The organism is Streptomyces sp. CA-111067, from assembly GCF_050956065.1.
Classification (GTDB): Bacteria; Actinomycetota; Actinomycetes; order Streptomycetales; family Streptomycetaceae; genus Actinacidiphila.
Genome location: NZ_CP192103.1, coordinates 2,120,572 through 2,144,182, shown reverse-complemented (window position 1 = coordinate 2,144,182; position 23,611 = coordinate 2,120,572). Strand labels below are relative to the sequence as shown.

Sequence of the window (23,611 nt, the reverse complement as noted above, 5' to 3'; positions counted from 1 at the left end):
GTTACGGCGGTTCCCGGGTGGACGGCGGCACCACGTTCGTACTGCTGCGGCACGGGGAGACGGCGCTCACCGAGCAGAAGCGTTTCTCCGGTAGCGGCGCCACGGCCTCGGACCCGGGCCTCTCGCCGTACGGGCGCCGGCAGGCGGAACGGGCCGGGGCGGCGCTGCGCGCGGGCGGCAGTTGGGGTTCGGCCGGTACGGGGTCGGCGCCGATCGGTGGCGGCGGGTCCGTGCCCGTCGTCCTGACCTCCCCCCTTGCCCGGTGCCGGCAGACCGCCGAGGTGGTCGCGGCGCGGCTCGGGGACGTGGACGTACGGGTCGAGGACGGGCTGCGGGAGACCGCGTTCGGCGCCTGGGAGGGGCTGACGTTCGCCGAGGCGCGGGCCCGGCAGCCCGCCGAGCTGGACGCGTGGCTGGCGTCCACCGCCGTGCCGCCGCCGGGCGGCGAGAGCTTCGACGAGGTCGCCGCGCGGGTGGCCGCCGTCCGGGACGACGTGCTGGCCCGGTACCCCGGCCGTACGGTGCTGCTCGTCACGCATGTCACCCCGGCGAAGTCGCTGGTCAGGCTCGCGCTGGGGGCGCCGCCCGAGGCGGTGTACCGGATGGAGCTGGCCCCGGCGTCACTGTCGGCGGTGGCGTACTACCCGGACGGGAACGCGTCGGTGCGGCTGCTCAACGACACGGGGCACCTGCGGTGAGCTCGCGGGGTTACCGCGCGCCCAGTGCGGCGGCCTCGCGGGCCAGGGTGCGGATCTCGTCCCAGGCGCGGGCGCGGACCGCCTGCGGCGGGAGCATCCAGGTGCCGCCGACGCAGGAGACGTTCGGCAGCGCCAGGTACTGCGGGGCGCGGGCCGCGTCGATGCCGCCGGTCGGGCAGAAACGGGCCTGGGGGAGCGGCGAGGCCAGCGAGCGCAGGTAGGCGGTGCCGCCCGCCGGTTCGGCCGGGAAGAACTTCATGTCGGTGACGCCGCGTTCCAGCAGCCCCAGGGCTTCGCCGGCGGTGGAGACGCCGGGCAGGAACGGCAGGCCCGAGCCGCGCATGGCGTCCAGCAGGCGGTCCGTCCACCCCGGGCTGACGAGGAACCGCGCTCCCGCGCCTGCGGCGGCCGCCACCTGATCCCCGGTGAGGACGGTCCCGGCGCCGACGATCGCGTCGGGCACTTCGTGGGCGATGGCCTGGATGGCGTCCAGCGCGCCAGGAGTACGCAACGTGATCTCGATCGCGACGAGCCCCCCGTCCACCAGCGCCCTGGCGAGCGGCACGGCATCCTCGACGTCGCCGAGAACGACGACGGGAATGACGGGAGCGAGACCAAGCACGGAGTCCATCCCCGAATCCTCCCCGCCCGTTCCACCCCCCGCAACGCCCGTTGCACCCTCCGCAATCCCCGCTCCCAGGAGGTATGCGCCCGCCAGGGGCGGGGAACTGCGCGACAAGCCACAGTGCGCCTGCGGGAAGCGCTAATGGAGTTCGCGTACCAGGACGTCCAAGCGGCCGCCGGGCGCTTCCTCCACCGTGAAGCCGAGCTCGCGCAGCACACCCGCCAGTGCCCCGGGGGTCTTCGGGCGTGCGCCTGACTCCAGGAGGGTTCGCAGCAGGCGGCCCTTCGTCGCCTTGTTGAAGTGGCTCACCACCATCCGCTTCTCGACGCCGTCGACCACCGTCACCTGGAGGACCCGGACGGTCGCCGTCCGCCCCGCCAGCGGGCCGCGCGGCTTCCACGCCGCCGCGTACGCCGACGACCGGAGGTCGAGGACCAGGCCGCTCCCGGCCGCTTCCGGGAGCACCTCGTCCATGAACGGGCGCCAGTACGCCGCCAGGCCCCCCGCCGCCGGGAGGCGGACGGACATCGAGCACCGGTACGCCGGCACCCGGTCGGTGAGCCGGAGCGCGCCCCACAGGCCGGAGAACACGAGCAGCGAGCGGTCGGCGCGGCGCCGGGCCGCGCGGTCGAGGGTGGCCAGCCCGAGCGCGTCGTAGAGCACCCCCGTGTAGAGCCGCGCGGCGGGAAGCGCGGGCGCCGTCCGCAGCGCCGCGTTCTTGGCGATCTCGCCGCGCAGGCCGGGGGTGAGGCCGAGGACGTCCACGGCCTTGTCCTCGTCGGCCGCGCACAGCTCCACCAGCTCGTCGAGCACCGCCGACCGCGCCCCGTTCAGCCCGGGCAGTGACAGCCGGCCGAGGTCGACCGGCGCCCCCCGCCGCGCTCCGGCGGCCTTCCCCTCCGACGGCGGCACCAGTACCAGCACGGCTGCTCCTCTTCCTGCCCGCAGGGCCCGACTTCCTGTCCGGAGGGCCCGACGCGGCCCGCCACCAGCTTAGAGTCCGCGACAGGCGACCCCTCCCGGAGCGGCTACGATGGCGGTACGGCAGACGAGCCGAGCGGGCGGCCGCGTCGGGGCCTCCGGGTCCCGCCGAGGAACGTCCGGACTCCACAGGGCAGGGTGGTGGCTAACGGCCACCCGGGGTGACCCGCGGGAAAGTGCCACAGAAAACAGACCGCCGGGGACCCAGGTCCCCGGTAAGGGTGAAACGGTGGTGTAAGAGACCACCAGTGCCCAGGGTGACCTGGGCAGCTAGGTAAACCCCACCCGGAGCAAGGTCAAGAGGGCGCCGTAGGAATACGGCACCCGCGCGGACGTCCGAGGGCTGCCCGCCCGAGTCCGCGGGTAGACCGCATGAGGCTGTCGGCAACGGCAGCCCTAGATGGATGGCCGTCTCCCGGCCGACCGCGAGGTCGACCGGCGACAGAATCCGGCGTAGAGCTCGACTCGTCTGCCGCTCAACCCCCTCCGCAGGCACTGCCGATCACGGTCCATCACGCCGCGGCGACGGCCCGTCACCAATAACGGTTTCTGCCGTCCAATGTGCCGTTTCCCTTTCCAATGACCCGACCTGTGACGCAATAATCAGGCCATGACGAGCAGGGGCGGGGGCCTCGGCATGGTGACCATCGTGAACGGGGTCAGGGATTTGGACGGCGCATTGTGATCGTTGTCGTGATCGTCGTCTTCGTTCTCGCCGCGGGAGTCGGCATCTGGGCGGCCGACCAGCACCGGCGGGACACCGCCCTGCTGAAGGCGGCCGAGACCCGGGCGACGACCTCTGAGGTCAGGGCCAAGAACGCGGAGGACCAACTCCAGGCCGCCATCGGCGAGATACGGCACCTGGCCGACGAGCGGATACCGGCGGCCGTGCTGGCGCTGAACCACCCGCACGCGCCGATCGTGGGCCTGCTGACGCCGAGGGAGTCCGACGCCGGGGTCGCCCGCGCGCTGCGCAAGGTACTGGAATCGGCCACCGAGGCCGTGGCCGGCGAACGCGACCGGGTGGACGCGGCGGCCAGGTCCGCGATGCGCGGCGCCACCGCCAAGGTGCAGTCGCTGCTCTACCAGATCCAGAGCCTGCTCCAGGACCTCCAGCACGAGAACGACGACCCCCGGCTGCTCGAACTCGACTTCCGCAACGAGCTGGCGCTGCGCCGCATCCAGGCCACCGCCGTGCTGTGCGAGGCATGGCCGGGGCTGGCCCGCGGCGACTCGCAGCTCGCCGAGATCGTGCTCGGCGCGCAGTCCCGGGTGCCCGGCTATTCCCGGATCAAGGTCGCCAACCACCTGCGCGAGCAGCGGCTCGCGGTGGTCGCCCGGGCGGTGGAGCCGCTGGCCATCGCGGTGGCCGAGCTGCTGGCCAACGCCACCGCGTACTCGCACCCCGACACCGAGGTACCGGTCACCGTCCAGCAGAGCGGCGGCCGGGGCGCGCTGGTGGTCATCGACGACGGCGGCATCGGCATGGAGCAGGACGACCTGACCCGGGCCCGCCGGCTGCTGGCCGGCCCCGAGGGCGTGCTGCTGACCGAGCTGGGCAACCCGCCGCAGGCCGGTTTCGCGGTGGTCGGACGGCTGGTGCGGCAGTACGGCTTCAGCTGCCACGTCGAGTCGTCCCCGTACGGCGGGGTGCGCGCGATGCTGCGGATCCCGGCGAACCTGCTGACCGTGATCGACGACGAGCACACGCTGTCCGTCCTGGTGCCGGGGCCGGTCGCCGGCTCGGGCGGCGGACGGGCGGAGGACGGGCCGGGCGCCGACACCACGCGGTTCCCCGCCGTCGCCTCGCTGCCCTCCCGCCGCCGCCGGGCCCCGCGGGAGAACCCCGCCGCCGGCCGCCCGGCCGCCGTCGCTCAGGCACCCGCCGCCGTCCCTGTACGAAGCCCCGAGCAGTCGGGCGCGCTGTGGGGCGCGCTCCAGGACGGCACCCGCGGCGGCAGGGACGCGGCCCGGCCGGCGCCCGCCGAAGCCGGAGACAGCGCCGGTGACAGTGCCGGCGCCGGTGCCGGTCGGGCCGCCGTCAAGGCCACCTCAGACGACCAAGGAGAACACCGCTCGTGAGCACCTCCCGACCCACGGCAGAGGACCTGTCCTGGGTGCTGGCTCCGCTGCTGGAACTCGCAGGCGTCCAGCACGCGTTGATCGCCACCGGCGACGGCCTGGTGGAGGGCGCCTCACCGGGCCTCGACCGGGCCTCGGCGGAGCGGGTGGCCGCCATGACCGCCACCCTGCACGCGGCGGCCCGCGCGTTCACCACCGCCTTCACCAACGACGAACGGCCGCAACTGGCGCAGACCGTGGTGGAGTCGGCCGAGGGTTTCGCGGTCGTCGTGCCGGCCGGGCAGAACACCTCGCTGGCGCTGTTCGCCTCCCCCGACACCCAGTTGGGCAACATCGCCTACCAGATGCAGGTCCAGGTGGCGGCGCTCGCCCGGGTGATGAACGCTCCCGCCCGCGAACCGGACGCAGCCGACCTGCCATGAACCCCAGGCGCCGACTGATCCCCGCCTATCTGGCCACCGGGGGCAGGGAACGGCCCGCCGGCGGCCGGGACTTCGACCGCATGACGCTGCTGGTCCAGGGCCCGGCCGCGCCCGCCGCGGGGGAGTGCGGCCCCGAACACCTGCGGCTGTGGGAGCTGCTCGGACCCGGCGCGCTCACCCTCGTGGAGTGCGCCGCCCACCTCGGACTGCCGGTCAGCGCCACCGTGTTCCTGGCCGCCGACCTGGTGGACGGCGGCCACCTGCTGGCCAGGTCGGCCGTCCCCGAAGCCGAAGAGATCGACCGTTCGCTCATCGAGAGGCTCCTCGTTGGACTCCGCTCGCTCCACTGACAGCGGTCGCAAGGCCGCCGCGGGCACCGCCGGAATCGGCTATCTGCCCCCCGCCGGACAGACGTTGATGAAGCTCGTCGTCACCGGCCCCTTCGGTGTGGGCAAGACCACCTTGATCCGCACCCTGTCCGAGATCCCCACCCTGCACACCGAGGAGGTGATGACGCAGGCGTCGGCCGGCGTCGACCGCCTGCCGGGGCTGCCGGACAAGGGCACCACCACCGTCGCGGTGGACTTCGGCCGGCTCACCGTGCCCGGCGACCTGGTGCTCTACCTGTTCGGCACGCCGGGGCAGGAGCGGTTCTTCCCGCTGTGGCAGGACATCGCCCGCGGCGCGCTCGGCGCCCTGGTGCTGGCCGACACCCGCAGGCTCGCGGAGTCGTTCGCGGTGATGGACATGGTCGAGGAGCAGGGCCTGCCGTACGCGGTGGCCGTCAACCGCTTCCCGGGCGCGCCCGACCACGACGACGAGGTGCTGCGCAGGCACCTGGACCTGCACCCCGACACCCCGCTGGTGCAGTGCGACGCCCGCGACCGGCACGGCAGCATCGGCACGCTGATCGCGCTCGCCGAGCACGTACTGACCCGACTGCCCCAGGAGCCGGCCATGACCGTGCCCACCGTGCCCACCGTGCCCGCCACGTCCGCGCCCGCCACGACCGCCGTGACCGCGGACCCGGCGTGACGACGGCCGCGCCGCTGGCGCTCTACGGTCCCGCGTTCGCCGCCGACCCGCACGGCCACTACGACCGGCTGCGGCTGCACGGCACGATGGCCCCGGTCGAACTCGCCCCGGGCGTGGCCGCGTTGCTCGTCACCGACTACCAGGCCGCGCTGGACCTGCTGCGCGACACGCACACCTTCTCCAAGGACCCGCGGGACTGGCAGGCCGGCGTCCCCGACGACTCGCCCGTGCTGCCGATGCTCGGCTACCGGCCGACCGCGATGTTCAGCGACGGCGAGGTGCACGAGCGCTACCGGCAGGCGATCAACGACACGCTGGCGATGATCGAGCCGCACGTCCTCCAGGCGCAGGTCGCCGCGGTCTCCGAGCGGCTGCTGCGGGAGTTCGCCGGGGCCGGCACCGCCGACCTGGTCGCGAGCTACGCGCAGATGCTGCCGCTGCACGTCTTCAACACCTGGTTCGGGGTGGCCGCGGCCGACAGCGACCGGCTGGTGGCCGGCATCACCGGGACGATGACCTCCACCGGCAACGCGGTCGCCGCCTACGACGACCTGGTGGACGTGGTCAGCGCGCTGGTCGCCGACCGGCGGGCGCACCCGCGCCGCGACCTGACCTCGTACTTCCTGGCCCACCCGGCGCGGCTGAACAACGACGAGACGGTCCGGCAGATCGCCCACACCATGGTCACCGGGCACGAGCCGACCACCAACCTGATCGCCAACTCGCTGCTGCGCATCCTCACCGACCCGCGGTACGCCGGCTCGGTGTACGGCGGCGCGATGACCGCGCACGAGGCGATCAACGAAGTGCTGTGGCAGGACCCCCCGTTGGCGAACCTGTCGGCGCACTACGCGCGCTACGACACCGAGTTCCACGGAGTGCGGCTGCGCGAGGGGCAGTTGGTGCTGGTCTCCTACGCCGCCGCCAACAGCGACGCCGCGCCCGAGGCCGCGGCCGGCCCGGCCGGCTCCGGGCAGAACGCGCACCTGGCGTGGGGGGCGGGGCCGCACGGCTGCCCGGCCAGGCAGCCCGCGCTGCTGATCGCGATCACCGCCGTGGAGCAGCTGACCAGCCAGCTCTGCGACATGGAGCTGGCGCTGCCGACCGCCGAACTGCTGTGGCGCCCGGGGCCGTTCCACCGGGCGCTGACCCATCTGCCGGTGCGGTTCACGCCGTTGGCCGCCGCGCCGGCCGGCGCGGGGGGCAAGGGCGCCGAGGAGTAGTCCCCGGCGCCGGAAGCGGCGACCAGGTGACCAGGCGGCCGGGTGCGGTCAGGCGATGGCGGTGGCCTCGCCGCTGACCCGCACCCGCGGGTCGCCCGGCACCAGCTCCAGCGTGAGCACGCCCGGCCGGCCCAGGTCGTCGCCCTGGTGCAGGGTGATCGTCGCGGGCGCGGTCACCACGCCCAACTCCCGCAGGTAGGCGCCGAAGGCGAGGGCCGCGGCGCCGGTGGCCGGGTCCTCGACCACGCCGCCGACCGGGAACGGGTCGCGCACGTAGTAGACGGTGTCGCTCTCCCGCCACACCAGTTGGACGGTGGTCAGGTCCAGCGAGGTCATGAACGCGCCGAGCCGGGTGAAGTCGTAGTCCAGGTCGGCCAGCCGGCTCCGGGTGCCCGCGGCCAGCACCAGGTGCCGGGCGCCGGCGTAGGAGATCCGCGGCGGGAAGGCGGGGTCGAGGTCTGACTCCGCCCAGTGCAGGGCGGCGAGCGCCTCGGTGACGGTGGCGGCCGGCACGTCCTCGCTGCTCGGCTCGACGCTGGTCATGGTGGCCCGCAGCACGCCGTCGGGGCCCGCTGCCACGGTCACCGGCACCTCGCCCGCCGGGGTGCGGAAGAGCAGTTCGCCGGCGCCCTGCCGCTCGGCGAAGGCCACCGCGGTCGCCAGCGTGGCGTGGCCGCAGAACGTGACCTCGGCCTTGGCGCTGAAGTACCGCACGGTCAGGGTGCGTTCGTCGATCCCGGTGACGAACGCGCTCTCCGAGTAGCCGACGTCCGCGGCGATCGCGAGCATCTGCGCGGCGTCGAGCCCGCCCGCGTCCAGCACGATCCCGGCGGGGTTGCCGCCGGCCGGGTCGCCCGAGAAGGCGGTGTAGCGCAGGATCGTGGGCCCGCCGCTGGTGCTGTTCGTCATGTCCGCTCCAACCGGTGCTGCTCGGAAAGGTATTCCCCGCGGGCCGCCGGGCGGCGACCCGCGCGTCGCGCTTCCTGCCCGCGGGGCGCGGGCGGTGCGACGATGGGAGGGCCCGCCGACACCCGGCCGACAGCCTCGGCCGACAAGACCGCCCGACTGACGGACCGACACCCCCGCCGTCCCCCCATGGAGGCCCACCATGCCCTACGCCGAGCCGCTGTCGCCACAGGAGATCGAACGCCTGCTGGCCGGCCTCCCCGGCTGGTCGCTGGCGGCCGGCGCGACGCAGCTGGCCGCGAAGTACCGCCTCGCGCACGTACCGGCGGCGATCTTCGCGGTGCACATCGCGAGCATCCAGGAGGAGCTGAACCACCACTCCGACCTGACCCTGGGCTACGACACGCTGTCCGTCTCGATCACCACGCACGCGGCCGGCTCCCGGCTGACCGCCAAGGACTTCGACCTCGCCGCCCGGATCGCGGCGATCGCCCCCGGCCACGGCGCGGCCCCGCTGGCGGCCGACTAGCGGACCGGCCCTAGTCCGCGCCCGGGTAGCTGACCCCGAGGTCCGCGCGGATCGCGTCCAGCGTCCGCATGATCGACAGCGTGCCGGCCAGCGGCACCAGCGGCGACTCGGTCAGGCCCTCGCGCAGGCAGCGCATGACCTCCTCCGCCTCGTGCCGCATCGTGCCGCGGTGCCGGTCCTCGCTCACGTCGGACAGCAGCACCGTCAGCGGCTCCTCGTCGCGGCGGTGCAGCGTGAAGCGCTCGGGGTTGAAGAAGCCCTCGGGGATCTCGATCCGCCCGGTGGTGCCGGTGATCGTCGCGGGCGCGCCGGTGTCCGCGGTGATCGAGCAGCTCAGCGTGGCCACCGCGCCGTCGTTCCAGCCCAGCACGATCCCGGTGTTGTCGTCCACCCGCTCCGGGGTCAGATGCGCCCACGCCTTGACGGTGTCGGGCTCGCCCAGGATGAGCTGCGCGAAGGACACCGGGTAGACCCCGAGGTCGAGCAGCGCGCCGCCGCCCTGCGCGGGATCACGCAGCCGGTGGGTGACCGGGAAGTCCCCGGAGAAGCCGAAGTGCGCCGACACCTGGCGCGGTTCGCCGATCGCGCCCTCCGCGACCAGCGTGATCAGGTGCCGGATCAGCGGGTTGCAGTACGTCCACATGCCCTCCATCAGGAACAGCCCGCGGTCCCTGGCGAGGTCCACCAGCTCCTGCGCCTCCCGGGAGTTCAGCGTGAACGCCTTCTCGCACAGCACCGCCCGGCCGGCCTCCAGGCAGATCCCGGTCGCCTCCCGGTGCGCGGAGTGCGGGGTGGCCACGTAGACCACGTCCACCTCGTCGTCGGCGGCCAGCTCCGCCCAGGAGCCGTACGCCCGCTCGATGCCGTACCGGCCGGCGAACTCCTTGGCGCTGTCCAGGCTGCGCGAGCCGACCGCGACGACCTCCGCGTCCGGCAGCGTCCGCAGCGCTTCGGTGAAGGTGGCGGCTATGCCGCCGGTGGCCAGGATGCCCCAGCGGATCCTGCGCGGGCCCTCGCCCGCCTGCCGGGTGCCGTCTGCGGCGGTGTGCGTGCCGTCACTCATCGGTCGGTCAGCCTCTAATCCGGTCTCGGTGGTGCGCGATCACTGAAAGGATAGGGAACGGTTCCACTACTTCCGATGGAGAGTTCCGTGCAGGACGCCGGGCCGATACCCCCTGCGCACACCGCCAAGACCCCCGCCACCCCGACCGCCACCCCCGTCTCCACCGGCCCGCAGCGCAAGGCCGGTCTGCTCGTCACCTTCGTACTGGGCGCCCTCACCGCGCTGCCGCCGCTGTCCATGGACATGTACCTGCCCGCTCTGCCGCAGGTCACCGACGCGCTGCACAGCCCGGCCGCGACCGTACAGCTCACCCTCACCGCCTGCCTGGCCGGAATGGCGCTCGGCCAGCTGGTGGTCGGTCCGCTCAGCGACCGCTGGGGCCGCCGCCGGCCGCTGCTCGCCGGCATGGTGATCTACGTACTGGCCACCGTGGCCTGCGCGTTCGCCACCTCCGCGCTGGTGCTGATCGGCTTCCGACTGGTCCAGGGCCTGGCCGGCGCGGCCGGCATCGTGATCTCCCGGGCCATGGTCCGCGACCTCTACGACGGCGTGCCGATGGCCCGCTTCTACTCCAACCTGATGCTGATCTCCGGCGTCGCCCCGATCATCGCGCCCACCATCGGCGGCCAGATCCTGCGGCTCACCGACTGGCGCGGCGTCTTCGTCCTGCTGACGGTGATCGGCACCCTGCTCACCCTGCTGGTGTGGCGCCGGCTGCCCGAGCCGCTGCCGCCCGAGCGCCGGCACTCCGGCGAGCTGTCCGAGACCTTCACCGCGATGCGCCGGCTGCTGGCCGACCGGGTCTTCACCGGCTACGTGCTGACCGGCAGCTTCGCCTTCGCGGCGCTGTTCACGTACGTCTCGGCGTCGCCGTTCGTCATCCAGGACGTCTACGGCGCCTCGCCGCAGACCTTCGGCCTGCTGTTCGGCCTGAACTCGGTCGGCATCGTCGGCTTCGGCCAGCTCAACGGCAAGGTGCTGGTCGGCCGGGTGCCGATGGACAAGGTGCTGACCGTGGGCCTGTCCCTGGTGACGCTGTCGGCTGTGTCGCTGGTGCTGATGGCCACCGGGGTCTTCGGCACGGTCGGGCTGGCCGCCATCGCCACCGCGCTGTTCGTCCTGATGTCGTCGATGGGCCTGACGCTGCCCACCGCGCAGACCCAGGCGCTGCTGCGGGTCAAGCGGTCGGCGGGCTCTGCCTCCGCGCTGATCGGCACCTCGTCGTTCCTGATCGGCGCGCTCGCCTCGCCGCTGGCCGGCATCGCCGGCGACGACACCGCGGTCCCGATGGCCGTGGTGCAGCTGACCTGCGTGTCCGTGTCCGTGACATGCTTCGTCGGGCTCTGTCGCCCCTGGCGTCGTACCGTGGAGGGACTGTAGGCCGTCAGGAGGTACCCATGGCCGGATCCATGGCCGATCCCGCGGACGAGCACCGGCGCGAGGACGAGCGCACCTGGGCGTTCAAGAGCGCCGACAGCGCGCTGCACACCGGGTCCGAGAGCGGGGTGGACCCCGTGGACCTGGTGATGCTGTCCGGCCGGGAACCCACCCCGGAACGTATCGAGAAGGCCCGCAAGGCACTGGAGGAACATGGCGCCGCCGCTGTCGAGAGGTACCTGCCCTGAGGCGGGCCTCGACGCCGACGAGCTGAACCGGATCGTCCCCGCGCTGGCCGGGTACCTCCGCCCGTCGCCCGTGCACCCGTGGTGCGCGGGCGCCGTCGTCCTCGCCGGACGCGGCGAGACCGTGGCGCTGCACGAGGCGATGGGCTGGGCGGTCCGCTACAGCGGCTACGACGAGGCCGCCGACCGCGGGGTGGAGCTGCCGCGCGGCTGGCGGGTGCCGATGCGCCCGGACACCCTCTTCGACCTGGCCTCGCTGACCAAGCTGTTCACCGCGACCCTGGCCGCCGCCCACCTGGACCCGGACGCGCCCGTCGCCGGCTACCTGCCGCCGTTCGCCGCGGCCGGCAAGGAGGCGGTCACCGTACGGCAGCTGCTCGACCACACCTCCGGCTTCCGGCCCGAGCTGCCGTTCTACGACCAGCCGACGGCCGAGGAGCGGGCCGAGCTGCTCTGGCGCGAGGCCCCGGTCCACCCGCCCGGCAGCAGGCGGGTCTACTCCGACCTCAACCTGATCACCGTGCAGTACGCCCTGGAGGCCGTCACGGGACGGCCGCTGGACCGGCTGATCAGGGACGAGATCACCGTCCCGTACGGCATGACCGACACCCGTTTCAACCCGTCACGCAAGCTGCTGCCGCGGATCGCCGCCATGGAGGACCAGCGGCGGCCGTGGGGACGGCTGCACCGCGGGATGGTGCACGGCGTGGTGCACGACGAGAACGCCTACGCGATGGGCGGCGTCAGCGGGCACGCCGGGCTGTTCTCCACCGCCTGGGACCTGGCGCTCTTCTGCCGGGCGCTGCTCGACCGCGGCGGCCCCTGGAACGGCTTCGAGAAGGACCAGCCGTCGTTCATGGGCGAGCTGGCCGGCGGCGGCGCCGTCGGGCACACCGGGTTCACCGGTACGAGCCTGGTGGTCGACCCGGCGAGCGGCAGCTTCCTGGTGCTGCTCACCAACTCGGTGCACCCGTCCAGGACCTGGCGGGAGGGCAGCGCGCCGCGCGCCGCCGCCGGCACCGCGCTGGCCCGCGCGATCCGGAAGGCGGCGGCGGACACGGCGTGAGCCGCCGCCCGGCGCGGGACGGCCGGGCGCGGGCTCAGCGGAAGATGCCGGTGTGGCCGAGCGAGTACCGGCCCGGCTGCGGATAGACCGCCAGCCCGTGCGGGCCGGCGCCGACCGGGATCTTGGCCAGGGTGCGGCCGGTGGCGGTGTCCAGCGCGTAGACCTCGGAGTCGTAGCGCCCCGACAGCCACAGCACCTTGCCGTCCGCCGACACCCCGCCCATGTCCGGGCTGCCGCCGCCGTCGATGTGCCACTTCTTCAGCACCTTGCGGGTGCCGAAGTCGAACACCGAGACCGAGCCCTCGCCGCGGTTGGAGATGTACATCGACTTGGAGTCGCGGGAGACGTAGAGCCCGTGCGCGCCCTTGCCGGTCGGCATCAGCACCGGCTTGGAGAACGTGTCGCCGTTCATCACCCACACGCCGTCGGCCATCATGTCGGCGATGTACCAGGCGCTGCCGTCAGGGGCCATCTTCACGTCCTGCGGCATCGCCCCGTCGAACGGCAGCTTCTGCTGGCCGATCACCTTCATCTGCGCGGTGTCGACCTTCAGCAGCTCGCCGGAGAACTCGCAGGAGACGATGAAGTACCGGCCGTCGGCGGAGAAGTCGGCGTGGTTGACGCCGTAGCACGAGACCGGGACGGTCTTCTTGACCGCCATGGTGTGCGCGTCCCTGAACACCAGCTGCTGGTCCAGGGAGGCCATCACGATCGCGTACCTGCCGTCCGGCGTGAAGTACAGGTTGTACGGGTCGTGGACGTCGATCGTCGGGCCCGGCTTGCCGGTGGCCGGGTCGATCGGGGTGAGGGTGTTGCCGACGTCGTTGTTCACCCACAGGGTCTTCAGGTCCCAGGACGGCACGACGTGCTGCGGCTGCTCGCCCACCGGGATGGTCTCGATGACCTTGTACGTCTTCGGGTCGATGACGCTGACGGTGTTGGACTCGGTGTTCGGCACGTAGACCCGGGACGGGAAGTTCCGCACCACCGGGGAGAGCGCGTTCGGGCGGTCGGCGGCGTAGACGTCCTTGGGGTCGAGCGGCGGCGGCATGCCCGGCAGCCCGGGCGGGGCCGCGGGCTTGGCCGGCGGGCGCCGCACGGGGGCCTTGGGCGCGGCGGCGGCAGCGGCGTGCTCCGGTTCCGGCGTCCTGGAACCGAGGGTGCCGCAGCCGGTGACGAGCAGGACGGCGGCGGTGGCGCCGGTGAGCAGCAGCGCGGCGCGCCTGGGGGCGCTCGCGGGGGACGTGGGGGACGTGGCAGCGGCGCTCGCGCGGGAGGGGCGGCTCATCAGGTCAGCAGCTCCGAGGTCGTGACCGCGCGGAGGCCCCGGCGGTGCAGGTCGTCGAGGATCCCGGGCAGTGCGGCCACGGTGCCGTCGTGCCCGAAGTGCAGGGAGACCACGGAGCCCGCGGTGGCCTGCGCGGCGACCGCGGCCCTGACCTGGTCGGCCCCCGGGTCGGTGTAGTCCAGCGGATCGACGTCGTACGACAGCAGGTGCGGGTAGCCCGCCTTGCGGGCCAGCGCGACCACCAGCGGGGTGGTCAGCCGGGCCTGCGACGGGCGGAACCAGCGGCCGCGCGAGCCGGTGAGCTCGTGCAGCCGGGCCGCGCAGTCCTCGATCTCGGCGGTCGCGGCGGCGGCGTCCATCGCCCCGATGTCGGCGTGGTTCTGGGTGTGGTTGCCCAGCTCGTGCCCGCCGTCCAGGATCCGCCGGGCCATCTGCGGATGCGTGTCGAGCCAGCTGCCGACCGCGAGCACGGTGACCCGAGCGTCGACCCGCGCCGCGGCGGTCAGCAGCGCGACGGCCCCGGCGGGTTCCCCCTGCCCGTGAAACGTGAGCGCGACCTGCGGCCGGCCCCGCGGCCCGTGCTCGATCTGCTCCGGCAGCCCGGAAGGCAACGCCGGCACCCCCGACGCGGCGGGCGCCGCCGTGCCGGAAGCAGCCGCCGCAGTGCCGGAAGCGGGCGCCCGGGTCGGCGCGAGCGCCCCGGAGTTGGCCGCGGCAGACGGCCGCCCGTCCGCACACCCGGCCAGCAGCGCGCTGGAGGCGGCGGTCACCTGAAGAAGATTGCGACGAGAGATCGACATCGGGCGTCATATTAGGGCGTAACGTGTCATTTCCGACCCCACTTGGCCCTCGCGTCGCCCAGATACCCCACCCGGCCGACCCGAGCCCCCTGAAGGACCGGGCGAAGCCGGAGGTCGGGCGTTCGCTGCCGAGGGGCCGGGGCTGACATCATGGGGGCCGACGGGCGGCCGTACGGCGTTCGCGAGGGACTGCGTGGGGGGCTGCGTGGCAGAGACGACGGCGGAGACGCCATCCGGAATACCGGCCGATGCGGCGGAGACGGCATCAGGCGCGGTGGCGGAGACCGCACCGGGAACGACGCCCGCGCCGGCGACGGCAGCCCCTGGAACCGCACCGGCCGCGGCCCCGCCGCGCCCCGCCGGGTTCCGTGCCGCGCTGCGGCAGCTGCGCTCCGCGCAGAAGACGGCCAAAGGCGTCTCGCTCTACTCGCGGTATGTCAACCGGCCCGCCGGGCGGGTGCTGGCCGCGGGCGCGTACAAGGCGCGGCTGAGTCCCAACCAGGTCACGCTCGTCAGTGGCGCCTTCAGCGGCGCCGCCATCGCCGCGCTCGCGCTGGCGCGGCCCTCGTGGCCGCTGGCCGTCGCGGTCTACGTGGGGCTCGTCGTCGGCTTCGCCTTCGACTCCGCCGACGGGCAGCTCGCGCGGCTGCTGGGGGCCGGCAGCCCGGCGGGGGAGTGGCTCGACCACGTCGTCGACTGCGCCAAGATCACCGCCGTGCACGCGGCCGTGCTGATCACCTTCTACCGGCACTTCGACCTGCCGGGCGACACCTGGCTGCTGCTCCCGCTGGGCTTCCAGCTCGCCGCCGTCATGATCTTCTTCGGCGGCCTGCTCACCGACAAGCTGAAGCCCAAGCAGAAGCCGGCCCCGGGAGCGCCCGGCCCGTCCCCGCTGCGCGCGGTCGCGCTGCTCCCCGTGGACTACGGCGTCTTCTGCGCCGTCTTCCTGCTGCTCGGCAGCGAACGCGCCTTCCGCTACGGCTACCTCGCGCTCTTCGCGGTCTACGCCCTGTTCCTCGCGGCCTTCCTCACCAAGTGGTTCAGAGAGCTCCGGACGGCCTGACCGGCTCCGCCGCCGGCTCGGCCAGCACGTCGAGCACCTTGCGCAACTGGGTGCTCGACGTGTGCACGGTGTACGGGAAGTAGACGATCTCCACGCCCACCGTGGCGAAGTCCCGCTCCAGCCGCAGCCCCTTCTCCGTGCCGCGCCAGTCGTCCCCCTTGAAGAGCACGTCGAACCGCACCTGCTGCCAGGTCTCCAGCTTGTCCGGCACCGTCTCGACGAAGGCCGCGTCCACGAAGCGGACGCTGCGGACGATTTCCAGCCTTTCCACCAGCGGCACCACCGGCCGTCTGCCCTTGGCCAGTTCGGCCATCTCGTCCGAGACGACGCCGGCCACCAGGTAGTCGCAGTGGCTGCGGGCGTGCCGCAGGATGTTGAGATGTCCCACGTGGAAGAGGTCGTAGACCCCCGGCGCGTAACCCACCCGTTGTGGCATGATTTCGACCCCCCACTCGTACAACGCTCCCCAGCGCCGCAGAGTCATAGACGATAGCGGCCTATCATGCCGGTCAAGTGACGATTTGCGAAAGTCCAACGCTTGGCAAGCCGGGACGTGCCCTTCCGGTAAACGGTTAGGGTGGGCAACCTGTTCGTCTCAGGGGGGAAGGAACACTCCGTGGCCGTTTCCGGCACACGCCGCCGACTGCTGCTCGTCTCCACCAACTACGCGCCCGAGCACGCCGGAATAGGCCCTTACGCGACGCAGATCGCCGAGCACTGGGCGGCCGGCGGCGCCGAGGTGCACGTACTGGCCGGCATGCCGCACTACCCGGCGTGGCGGCTCGACCCGGCCTACGCCGGGGTGTGGCGGACCGAGGAGGAGCGCGGCGGAGTGCGGGTGCACCGGCGCAGGCATCTGGTGCCGCCCCGGCAGACCGCGGTCAGGCGCGCGCTGTTCGAGGCGTCGCTGCTCGGCTACGGCACGGTCGCCCCGCCGGCGATGGACCGGCCCGACGCGGTGGTCGCCCAGATGCCCAGCCTGGCCGGCGGCATTCTCGGCGCCCGGCTCGCGGCCAAGCACCAGGTGCCCTACGTCCCGGTGGTGCAGGACCTGATGGGCGCGGCGGCGGCGCAGAGCGGGATCCGCGGCGGCGGCCGGGCGGCGGCGGTGGCCGGCGCGGCGGAGGCGTACGCACTGAAGCGGGCCACCCTGGTCGGCGTCATCCATGAGACGTTCGTGGCCAAGGTCGCCGCGATGGGCGTGCCCGAGGAGCGAATACGGCTGGTGCCCAACTGGTCGCACGTCAGCCGCCCGTCCCGGCCGCGCGCCGAGATGCGCGCCCGGCTCGGCTGGCGCCCGGGGCAGGTCGTGCTGCTGCACTCCGGCAACATGGGGCTCAAGCAGGGTCTTGAGGTGCTGGTCGAGGCGGCCAGGACCGACCCCGAGGTCCGGGTGGTGCTGATGGGCGAGGGCAACCAGCGCGAGGCGCTGCGCTCGCTGGCCGGCAACCTGCCGAACCTGGACTTCCTGCCGCCCGCCGAAGACGACGACTTCCCCGACGTGCTGGCCGCCGCCGACGTGCTGGTGGTGACCCAGCGGGCCTCGGTGCTGGACATGAGCATCCCGTCCAAGCTCACCTCCTACCTCGCCGCCGGACGCCCGGTGGTCGCCTCGGTCGCGGCCGAGGGCGGCACCGCCCAGGAAGTCGAACGGTCGGGGGCCGGCGTGCTGGTGCCGCCGGAGGATCCGCGCGCGCTGCTGGACGCGGTGCGCGCGCTGGCAGATGATCCTGACAGGGCCGACGCGTTGGGGGCGCGCGGACCTGAGTACGTCGACGCACGTCTGAGCCGGGCGGCCGGCCTGGCCCGGATCGACGCACTGCTCGCCGAGGCACTGGGCGAGCCGCAGGCACCGCCGCTGCCGCAGGCACCGCCGGTACCTCAAGCTCCGCCGCTGCCCCAGGCTCCGCCGGTGCCGGCGGCACCGCCGGTCCCGCAGGCGCCGCCTGAAGTGCCGGACCAGCCGGCGGAGACGGCAGAAGCACCAGAAGCACCAGAGGCCGCGGAAGCACCAGAGACCGCAGAAGCAGCAGAGACCGCAGAGACAGCAGAATCGGCGGGGGAGCCGGAAACGGCGGAAGTGCCGGACGAGCCGGAGACGGCGGCAACGCCCGAGCCGGCCGGAGCGCCGGACGAGGCGCTGGGGGAGACAGAGGGGGCCGTGGGCAAGTGACCGAATTGACGCACACCGCGGAGACGCAGGACGAACCGGACCTGCTGCGGGACCAGTTCCGGCAGCTGATCCGCTACCGGGCGCTGATCGTCGCCGGCCTGCTGGTCGGCCTGCTCGGCGGCGCGTACCTCGCGTTCTCCGGCTCCGACACGTACACCTCCACCAGCGAGGTCAAGGTCGTCGCGGCCACCGCCGACCCGTTCGCCGCCGGCGCGAGCGCCAACGCCGGCATCGACATCGGCACCGAGCGGCAGACGGCGATGAGCAGCACCGTCGCCGGCGCCGCGGCGGCGAAGGCCGGCGTGCCGGTGAAGAAGCTGGAGAAGTGCCTCCAGGTCACCAACCCGCCCAACACCCTGGTGCTGCGCTTCACCTGCGACGCGAGCACCCCGAAGGCCGCGGCGGACTGGGTCAACGACATCACGGCGGCGTACCTGGCCAACCGCAAGGCGCAGGTCACCAACACCGTCAACCACATGGTGGCCGGCTACCAGGCGCAGGTGAACCCGCTGGCCAAGCAGCGCCAGCACGTGCTCGACCAGATAGCGATGACCAACGACCAGGCGCTGATCAGCACGCTGACCTCCACCCAGACCAACCAGCTGACCCGGATCAACCAGCTCAACGACCAGATCAGCCAGCTCCGGGCGCTCGACACCACCCCCGGCAACGTGATCAAGCCCGGCATCGAGCCGGACGCGCCGTCCGGTCCTGGCCTGGGCATGATGCTCGGCCTCGGCGGCGGTGTCGGCATCGCGCTCGGCCTGCTGGCCGCCTGGGTCCGGCTGGTCTTCGACCCGGCCGTGCGCTCCGAGGGCGAGGTCACCCGGGCGCTGGGCGCGCCGGTGCTGGGCACCCTGCCGCGGATCCGGCGCAGGGGCGCCACCGCCACCGCGCTGCTCGCCGAGAGCCAGAGCGGCGGCCGGCTGGCCGAGGAGTACCGCGCGGTGGCCTTCCGGCTGATCCACGACAAGCGCTTCTCCGAGCGGCGCCGGCTGCTGGTGGTCGCGCCGCGCGGCACCGGCGACACCCCGGCGGCCGTGGCCGTCAACCTGTCCGCGTCCTTCGCCGAGATGGGCATGGAGGTGCTGCTCGTCGAGGCCGACCTGCGCACCCCGTCCCTGTCGGCCAGGCTGCGCGCCGCCGACGGCTCCCGTCCCGGCTGGGCCCGCTCGCCGGGTCTCGGCGAGGGCGGCTGGCCGGCCGGGCTGCAGATGCCGATCGACGCGGGCGAGTCGGGCTCCTTCGACCTGGTGCCCGGGCGCCGGGTGCGCAACGTGGCCCGCGCGCTGACCTCGGCGCCCGCCACCCGGCTGTTCGCCGAGGCCGACGAGCCCGGCTCCGCGGTCGTCGTCCTGGCCCCCGCGGTGCTGGCCTACGCCGACGCCCTCGCGCTCGCCGACCGGGTGGACGGCGTGGTCGTGGTCTGCGACCCGCGCGAGGTGCACCGGGCCGACCTGGCCCGGGTCCGCGAACTGGTCAACGGCGCCGGCGGCGCCGTACTCGGCGTGGTGCTGCACGCGCCCGAGCCCGGCCAGCGCGGCGGCCTCCTGAGCAGGTTCGGCCGCCGCCCGGCGGCCGGCTCCGGCCGCGGGCCGTCCGGCCCCTCGGGCCCGGCCGAACACCGGGACGACCTGCCCGCGGCCCCCAGCGGCACCGCCCAGAACAGCACGGCCCCGGAGCGGCACCCGGTCCCTTGAGGGGCCCCGCCCCGCGGCGCGTGACACTGCCCGCCGCGGACCGCGGGGCCGGCTCGTACGAGTTCGAGGACATGCCGACGCTCGAGCTGCCGATCCTGCTGCCCGACGACCTCCAGGCGGTCGCCGGCGGCGCCGGCGGCGGCCGGGACGGCGGCTACGAGGCTGACGGTTCCGGCGACCTGGCCGACCTCCCCGACGGGAAGGGCGGCGGCCGGGACGGGATCGGCGCCAAGGCCGCCATCATCAGCTCGGTCGCCGACCAGGGTGTGGCCGCGCTGACCAACATCATCGTGCTGGTGGTCGCCGCCCGGCTGTCGACCGCCGCCGGGTTCTCGGTGTTCTCCATGGTCTACATGGTGTTCACGGTGCTGCTCGGCGTCGGCGTGTCCTACGTCGGCCAGGCGCTGGTGCTGGAACGCGGCACCGACCGGGTGCGGACCGCCTGCCGCTCCGCGGTCACCTTCACCGCCGTCGCCTCCACCGTGATCGGCCTCGGCATGGCCGGCGGCCTGTCCTTCGTCGACGGCTCGACCGCGCACGGCCTGGCGGCGCTCGGCCTGGTGCTGCCGATCGTGCTGACCCAGGACGGCATGCGGTACTGCTTCTCCACCCTGCGGCTGCCGCACCACGCGCTGATCGCCGACACCGTACGGCTGGCGGTGGCCGTGCCCGCGCTGGCCGCGCAGCCGCACGGGGCAGGACCCGAGCGGCTGATCGTGGTCTGGGGGGTGTCCGCGCTGCCCGCGCTGCTGGTGGGCGCCGGGCTGCTGTGGCCGCGGGTCAAGGGCGCACCGGTGGACCTGCGCAAGTTCGTCCGCCGCGGGCACCTCGGGCAGCGGTTCGTCATCGAGTTCGGCGTCGGCAACGCCACCAGCCAGCTCGCGGTGGTCGGCCTCGGCCTGTTCGCCGCGCCGCTCGCGGTGGGCGCGCTGCGCGGCGCCACCACGCTGTTCGGCCCGATGAACGTGCTCTTCAACTCCGCCACCGCCTTCGGGCCGCCGCTGCTGAACCGGGTGCGCGGCATCGAGGGCAAGGTACGCACCACCGCCGTACTGGCCGTGGCCCTGTCCGGGGTCGCGGTGGCCTGGACGACGGTGCTGATGCTGCTGCCCGACCGGCAGGGCCGCCGGCTGCTCGGCGACACCTGGGCGGCGTCGGCGGGGCTGCTGCCGGCCTCCGGGGCGCAGTACGCCTGCATAGCGCTCGGCACCAGCGCCCTGCTGACGCTGCGGGTGCTCAGGCCGCGGGCCACGCTGCCGATCCAGGTGGTGTTCTCGCTGGCGTCGGTGCTCTTCATGCTGGCCGGCTACCAGATGAACGGGGTGCTGGGCGCGGCCTGGGGCCTCGGCCTCGGGTCGGCGCTCAAGGCAGTGGCGCTGTGGCTGCGGATCATGGGCCTGCGGCGCGGCCAGGCCGCCGCCGCGGCCGCCTCAGCGCAGGATCTTGCGCCGGTTCTCGCTGAAGGTGGTGACCATTACCAGGCACACCGCCGCGATCCCGATCCGGCCTGACGCCTGGAGCAGCGGTCCGCGCAGCAGGATGAAGGAGTAGCCGGCGATCAGCGGGATCACCACGGCCGCCACGGTGCCCGGTCTGCCGTCCTCGGTGGTCCGCTGGGCGTATCGGCGGTCGCCGCGGGCGCAGACGTAGCCCAGGGCGAGGAAGCCGCCGGCCATGCCCAGCGGGCCGAAGTCCAGCCACAGTTCGGCCCAAAGCGGCGAGGACAGGTTGGTGTTGCTCATGCCCATCCAGGTGCCGACCTGCACCCCGGAGTCGAGCGGCTTGGAGTGCCAGATCGAGCGCGGTACGAAGAAGAACACGTCGGCGGCCAGCTGCCGCCCGTCGGAGTGGCCGGCGCCGGAGTCCACGAAGGTCAGGGTGTTGGCGAACATCCCCACCTGGTCGTAGTCCTTCAGGGTCAGCGGTTCCAGCACGGAGGTGGACTGCACCGGGTGGTAGCCGCCGGAGTCGTACCGGAAGCGGTCAAGGAACGGGAACAGCACCAGCGCGGCGATCACCCCCGTCACCAGCGCCGTGCGGTACATCACGGTGCTGCGCGGGAAGGCGGTGAACAGGATCGAGAACACCACGGTCAGGAACCAGTACCGCGGATTGGATATCGGGTTGTTGACGATCGCGTTGATCACCACGAGGCCGGCGAGCGCGGCGATGGCCAGCGGGGTGCGCCGGGCCACCCGTGAGGTGATCATCCAGCGGATCATGAACAGCAGCGCCAGCAGCGCGGGTACGGTGCCGAAGCCGCGGGTGAAGGCCGAGCCGACATGGTCGTTGCCGGCGGCCCCGGCCAGGCCGTTGGACTGCACGGACTCGCTGATCGCCTGCCGGCTGGTGAAGAACACCGAGGGGCCGCCGAGCTTCAGCACGCAGTAGGCGCTGCCGAGGTAGGCGAACGCCACCAGCAGCCACAGCCTGCGCCGGGACACCGAGGCGGCCGGGCGGGCCTTGCGCACCCGGGCCGGCGGCCGGTGCCTGGCCAGCAGCGCCCCGACGTCGAAGGCGACACAGCCCACCAGCACCAGCGTGATCGCGGCCGTGGTGTCCGACCTGGGGCCGACCACCGGGGTCGGCACCTGCCCGATCACCGCCTGGGCGAGCGGCGCCACGCCCATCGCCACGTACACGAACAGCCAGAACGAGCCCTGGAGCAGCCGCCGGCGGCGGGAGAGCACCATCGCGCACAGCCGGCCGCCGCCGTAGACGGTCAGGGTCAGCTGCAGCCAGTAGGCGGTGTCCTGGACGCCGGTGCCGGGCTGCGCCAGCACGTAGCCGGGCAGGAAGCCCACCAGGCCGACCACCAGCGGCACGGCGAGCGCGCGGGACAGCGCGGCCCGCGGCACGCTCTGCCCGGCCGACTCCCCCTGCAGGGCAGCAGCCTGCGGCGGATACGGCGGATCGTCCCCGCGGATGTCCTCCGGCACGTCGAGCGCCATCGCACCGCCCCCTTCCCCTGCCGTGATTGTAGGGGTTCGGGCGCCCGGCCGTTCCGAGGAGACCGCGGCCTGTGGACAACCCCGCGCGGCCGGTGGACACCGGCGGACCACCGGGGATTGTCCGGGAAGTCACCGTAAGGCCGCCCTGGGCACGGATAGGCTGTGCCGACGGTGCCTGGGGGGCACCGCCAGGGGAGGGTTGCGGGTCATGAAGGTGCTGCATGTGGTCACCCTGCACACGCCGACGAACGACTTCGGCGGGCCGACGAGGGTGGCGCTCAATCTGTCCAGGGGGCTGCGGGACAAGGGGGTGGACGCCCGGATCGCCACGCTCGGCGACAAGTTCGACGGGCCGCTGCCGACCGAGGTGGAGGGCGTACCGGCCTTCGTCCACCAGGCGCGGCACGTGCTGCCCGCGTTCGAGGTGAGCGGTATCACCTCGCCGGGGCTGCTGGCCAAGGCGCGCCGGATGGTCAAGGGCGCCGACGTGGTGCACGTCCACCTGATGCGCGACCTGATCACGCTGCCGTTCGCGCTGATCGCGCTGGAGGCCGGGGTGCCGCTGGTGGTGCAGACGCACGGCATGATCGACCCGACGGAGAAGCTGTTCGCCCGCGCGGTCGACGTCCTCGGCATGAAGCGCGTCCTGCGCCGCGCGGACGCCATCCTGCACCTGACGGCGATGGAGCGGGACGGCGTGCAGGCCGTGGTGCCCGACACCCCGCTCGACACCTTCCACCGGCTGGTCAACGGCGTGACGCTGCAGGACCGCAGGCCGGACCGGGAGGAGGGCCGGCCGCCGACCGTGCTCTATCTGGCCCGGGTGCAGAAGCGCAAGCGGCCCGAGGACTTCGTCTCGGCGATGCCCACCGTGCTCGCCAAGTACCCCGACGCGCGCTTCGTGCTGGCCGGCCCTGACACCGGCGACCTGACCGGGCCGATGCGGGAGCTGGCCGCGGAGCTGGGCGTCGCGGACTCCCTGGAGTGCGTGGGCGCGCTCGGCCACCAGCAGGTCCTGGAGCGGCTGCGCGGCTCGGACGTGTACGTCCTGCCGTCCGTCGTCGAGCCGTTCGCGGTGTCCATCCTGGAGGCGATGTCGGTCGGGCTGCCGGTGGTGGTGACGAAGACCGGCGGGCTGTCGCCGGACGTCGAGGCGGCCGGCGCCGGCCGGATCACCGACAGCGACCCGGACGCGGACAACGGCCCGCTGGTCGGCCAGGCGATCTTGGAGCTACTCGACCCGGCCGCCAACGCCGAGGCATCGCAGGCCGCCTGGCAGCTGATCCACGACCGGTTCTCCATCGGCGCGGTGGTGGACGACCTGCTCGGCGTCTACGAGAGCGTCGCCCGCACCACCGCCTGACCGACCGGCGGCACGGGCTCA

General features: G+C 73.5%; 21 protein-coding genes, 1 other RNA gene and 2 pseudogenes. 16 read left to right on the top strand and 8 right to left on the bottom strand.

Features of this window, described 5'->3' with window-relative positions; all coding sequences use genetic code 11:
* Positions 1-29: 29 nt before the first annotated feature.
* Positions 30-698, top strand: a pseudogene (locus ACQPW6_RS09285) (histidine phosphatase family protein); the annotation flags it as partial.
* 10 nt (positions 699-708) lie between these two features.
* Here the strand turns inward: ACQPW6_RS09285 and eda are convergent.
* Together eda and yaaA are read right to left on the bottom strand one after the other, a co-directional pair.
* Complete coding sequence (eda, locus tag ACQPW6_RS09280) at positions 709-1,329, bottom strand: bifunctional 4-hydroxy-2-oxoglutarate aldolase/2-dehydro-3-deoxy-phosphogluconate aldolase (protein ID WP_433889082.1); 621 nt, start codon at positions 1,327-1,329, stop codon at positions 709-711.
* 132 nt (positions 1,330-1,461) lie between these two features.
* Complete coding sequence (gene yaaA, locus ACQPW6_RS09275; protein ID WP_433889081.1) at positions 1,462-2,247, bottom strand: peroxide stress protein YaaA; 786 nt, start codon at positions 2,245-2,247, stop codon at positions 1,462-1,464.
* 125 nt (positions 2,248-2,372) lie between these two features.
* Between yaaA and rnpB the strand changes: the two genes are divergently transcribed.
* The 6 genes from rnpB to ACQPW6_RS09245 all read left to right on the top strand — a co-directional run bounded on the left by rnpB (position 2,373) and on the right by ACQPW6_RS09245 (position 7,066).
* Positions 2,373-2,776: RNase P RNA component class A (gene rnpB / locus ACQPW6_RS09270), an RNA gene on the top strand.
* A gap of 209 nt (positions 2,777-2,985) precedes the next feature.
* On the top strand, positions 2,986-4,386 hold the full coding sequence (locus ACQPW6_RS09265; RefSeq protein WP_433889080.1) for an ATP-binding protein: 1,401 nt from the start codon (positions 2,986-2,988) through the stop codon (positions 4,384-4,386).
* A complete protein-coding gene (locus tag ACQPW6_RS09260; protein ID WP_433889079.1) occupies positions 4,383-4,808 on the top strand; it encodes a roadblock/LC7 domain-containing protein in 426 nt (141 codons plus the stop codon). Before ACQPW6_RS09265 ends, ACQPW6_RS09260 begins: the two co-directional genes overlap by 4 nt.
* A complete protein-coding gene (locus ACQPW6_RS09255; RefSeq protein ID WP_433889078.1) occupies positions 4,805-5,158 on the top strand; it encodes a DUF742 domain-containing protein in 354 nt (117 codons plus the stop codon). The genes ACQPW6_RS09260 and ACQPW6_RS09255 overlap by 4 nt, the downstream gene beginning before the upstream one ends.
* Positions 5,136-5,843, top strand: a complete 708-nt coding sequence (locus ACQPW6_RS09250; RefSeq protein ID WP_433889077.1) for a GTP-binding protein — start codon at positions 5,136-5,138, stop codon at positions 5,841-5,843. The genes ACQPW6_RS09255 and ACQPW6_RS09250 overlap by 23 nt, the downstream gene beginning before the upstream one ends.
* Positions 5,840-7,066, top strand: a complete 1,227-nt coding sequence (locus ACQPW6_RS09245; protein ID WP_433889076.1) for a cytochrome P450 — start codon at positions 5,840-5,842, stop codon at positions 7,064-7,066. Before ACQPW6_RS09250 ends, ACQPW6_RS09245 begins: the two co-directional genes overlap by 4 nt.
* Positions 7,067-7,114: 48 nt before the next feature.
* Here the strand turns inward: ACQPW6_RS09245 and ACQPW6_RS09240 are convergent, their stop codons facing one another.
* Positions 7,115-7,975, bottom strand: a complete 861-nt coding sequence (locus ACQPW6_RS09240) for a PhzF family phenazine biosynthesis protein (RefSeq protein WP_433889075.1) — start codon at positions 7,973-7,975, stop codon at positions 7,115-7,117.
* A 199-nt stretch (positions 7,976-8,174) separates the two neighbouring features.
* Here ACQPW6_RS09240 and ACQPW6_RS09235 point away from each other — a divergent pair, with 199 nt between their 5' ends.
* The gene (locus ACQPW6_RS09235) at positions 8,175-8,501 is read left to right on the top strand and encodes a 4a-hydroxytetrahydrobiopterin dehydratase (protein WP_433889074.1); all 327 of its coding nucleotides are present in this window, start codon (positions 8,175-8,177) and stop codon (positions 8,499-8,501) included.
* Between the two features lie 10 nt (positions 8,502-8,511).
* On the opposite strand, the gene ACQPW6_RS09230 is transcribed toward ACQPW6_RS09235, so the two are convergent.
* Positions 8,512-9,564, bottom strand: coding sequence for a Gfo/Idh/MocA family protein (locus ACQPW6_RS09230; protein WP_433889073.1), 1,053 nt, complete (start codon positions 9,562-9,564; stop codon positions 8,512-8,514).
* Positions 9,565-9,639: 75 nt separating this feature from the next.
* Between ACQPW6_RS09230 and ACQPW6_RS09225 the strand changes: the two genes are divergently transcribed.
* Genes ACQPW6_RS09225 through ACQPW6_RS09215 form a run of 3 tightly spaced genes read left to right on the top strand, consistent with a single transcriptional unit; the run spans position 9,640 to position 12,252 of the window.
* Complete coding sequence (locus ACQPW6_RS09225; RefSeq protein ID WP_433889072.1) at positions 9,640-10,944, top strand: multidrug effflux MFS transporter; 1,305 nt, start codon at positions 9,640-9,642, stop codon at positions 10,942-10,944.
* 17 nt (positions 10,945-10,961) lie between these two features.
* The gene (locus ACQPW6_RS09220) at positions 10,962-11,189 is read left to right on the top strand and encodes a hypothetical protein (protein ID WP_433889071.1); all 228 of its coding nucleotides are present in this window, start codon (positions 10,962-10,964) and stop codon (positions 11,187-11,189) included.
* On the top strand, positions 11,155-12,252 hold the full coding sequence (locus ACQPW6_RS09215) for a serine hydrolase domain-containing protein (protein ID WP_433889070.1): 1,098 nt from the start codon (positions 11,155-11,157) through the stop codon (positions 12,250-12,252). The genes ACQPW6_RS09220 and ACQPW6_RS09215 overlap by 35 nt, the downstream gene beginning before the upstream one ends.
* Before the next feature lie 34 nt (positions 12,253-12,286).
* Here ACQPW6_RS09215 and ACQPW6_RS09210 read toward each other — a convergent pair whose 3' ends face one another.
* Together ACQPW6_RS09210 and ACQPW6_RS09205 are read right to left on the bottom strand one after the other, a co-directional pair.
* Positions 12,287-13,540: a hypothetical protein gene (locus ACQPW6_RS09210; protein WP_433889069.1), complete on the bottom strand. Its 1,254-nt coding sequence runs from the start codon at positions 13,538-13,540 to the stop codon at positions 12,287-12,289.
* The gene (locus ACQPW6_RS09205; RefSeq protein WP_433889068.1) at positions 13,540-14,340 is read right to left on the bottom strand and encodes a polysaccharide deacetylase family protein; all 801 of its coding nucleotides are present in this window, start codon (positions 14,338-14,340) and stop codon (positions 13,540-13,542) included. The genes ACQPW6_RS09210 and ACQPW6_RS09205 overlap by 1 nt, the downstream gene beginning before the upstream one ends.
* 385 nt (positions 14,341-14,725) lie before the next feature.
* Here ACQPW6_RS09205 and ACQPW6_RS09200 point away from each other — a divergent pair, with 385 nt between their 5' ends.
* The gene (locus tag ACQPW6_RS09200; RefSeq protein ID WP_433894474.1) at positions 14,726-15,403 is read left to right on the top strand and encodes a CDP-alcohol phosphatidyltransferase family protein; all 678 of its coding nucleotides are present in this window, start codon (positions 14,726-14,728) and stop codon (positions 15,401-15,403) included.
* Here the strand turns inward: ACQPW6_RS09200 and ACQPW6_RS09195 are convergent.
* Positions 15,381-15,839 (bottom strand): adenylyltransferase/cytidyltransferase family protein, encoded by a 459-nt coding sequence (locus ACQPW6_RS09195; protein ID WP_433889067.1) that lies wholly within the window; start codon positions 15,837-15,839, stop codon positions 15,381-15,383. The genes ACQPW6_RS09200 and ACQPW6_RS09195 overlap by 23 nt on opposite strands.
* Before the next feature lie 210 nt (positions 15,840-16,049).
* Between ACQPW6_RS09195 and ACQPW6_RS09190 the strand changes: the two are divergent.
* The 3 genes and pseudogenes from ACQPW6_RS09190 to ACQPW6_RS09180 all read left to right on the top strand — a co-directional run.
* Positions 16,050-17,258 (top strand): annotated as a pseudogene (locus ACQPW6_RS09190) (glycosyltransferase); the annotation flags it as partial.
* A gap of 314 nt (positions 17,259-17,572) precedes the next feature.
* Positions 17,573-19,276: a lipopolysaccharide biosynthesis protein gene (locus tag ACQPW6_RS09185; protein ID WP_433889066.1), complete on the top strand. Its 1,704-nt coding sequence runs from the start codon at positions 17,573-17,575 to the stop codon at positions 19,274-19,276.
* A gap of 221 nt (positions 19,277-19,497) precedes the next feature.
* Positions 19,498-20,787, top strand: coding sequence for a hypothetical protein (locus ACQPW6_RS09180; RefSeq protein WP_433894473.1), 1,290 nt, complete (start codon positions 19,498-19,500; stop codon positions 20,785-20,787).
* Here the strand turns inward: ACQPW6_RS09180 and ACQPW6_RS09175 are convergent.
* Positions 20,707-22,227, bottom strand: a complete 1,521-nt coding sequence (locus ACQPW6_RS09175; RefSeq protein ID WP_433889065.1) for an O-antigen polymerase — start codon at positions 22,225-22,227, stop codon at positions 20,707-20,709. The two genes, ACQPW6_RS09180 and ACQPW6_RS09175, sit on opposite strands and share 81 nt — an antisense overlap.
* Before the next feature lie 208 nt (positions 22,228-22,435).
* Between ACQPW6_RS09175 and ACQPW6_RS09170 the strand changes: the two genes are divergently transcribed.
* Complete coding sequence (locus tag ACQPW6_RS09170) at positions 22,436-23,590, top strand: glycosyltransferase (protein WP_433889064.1); 1,155 nt, start codon at positions 22,436-22,438, stop codon at positions 23,588-23,590.
* The last annotated feature ends 21 nt before the right edge of the window (positions 23,591-23,611 follow it).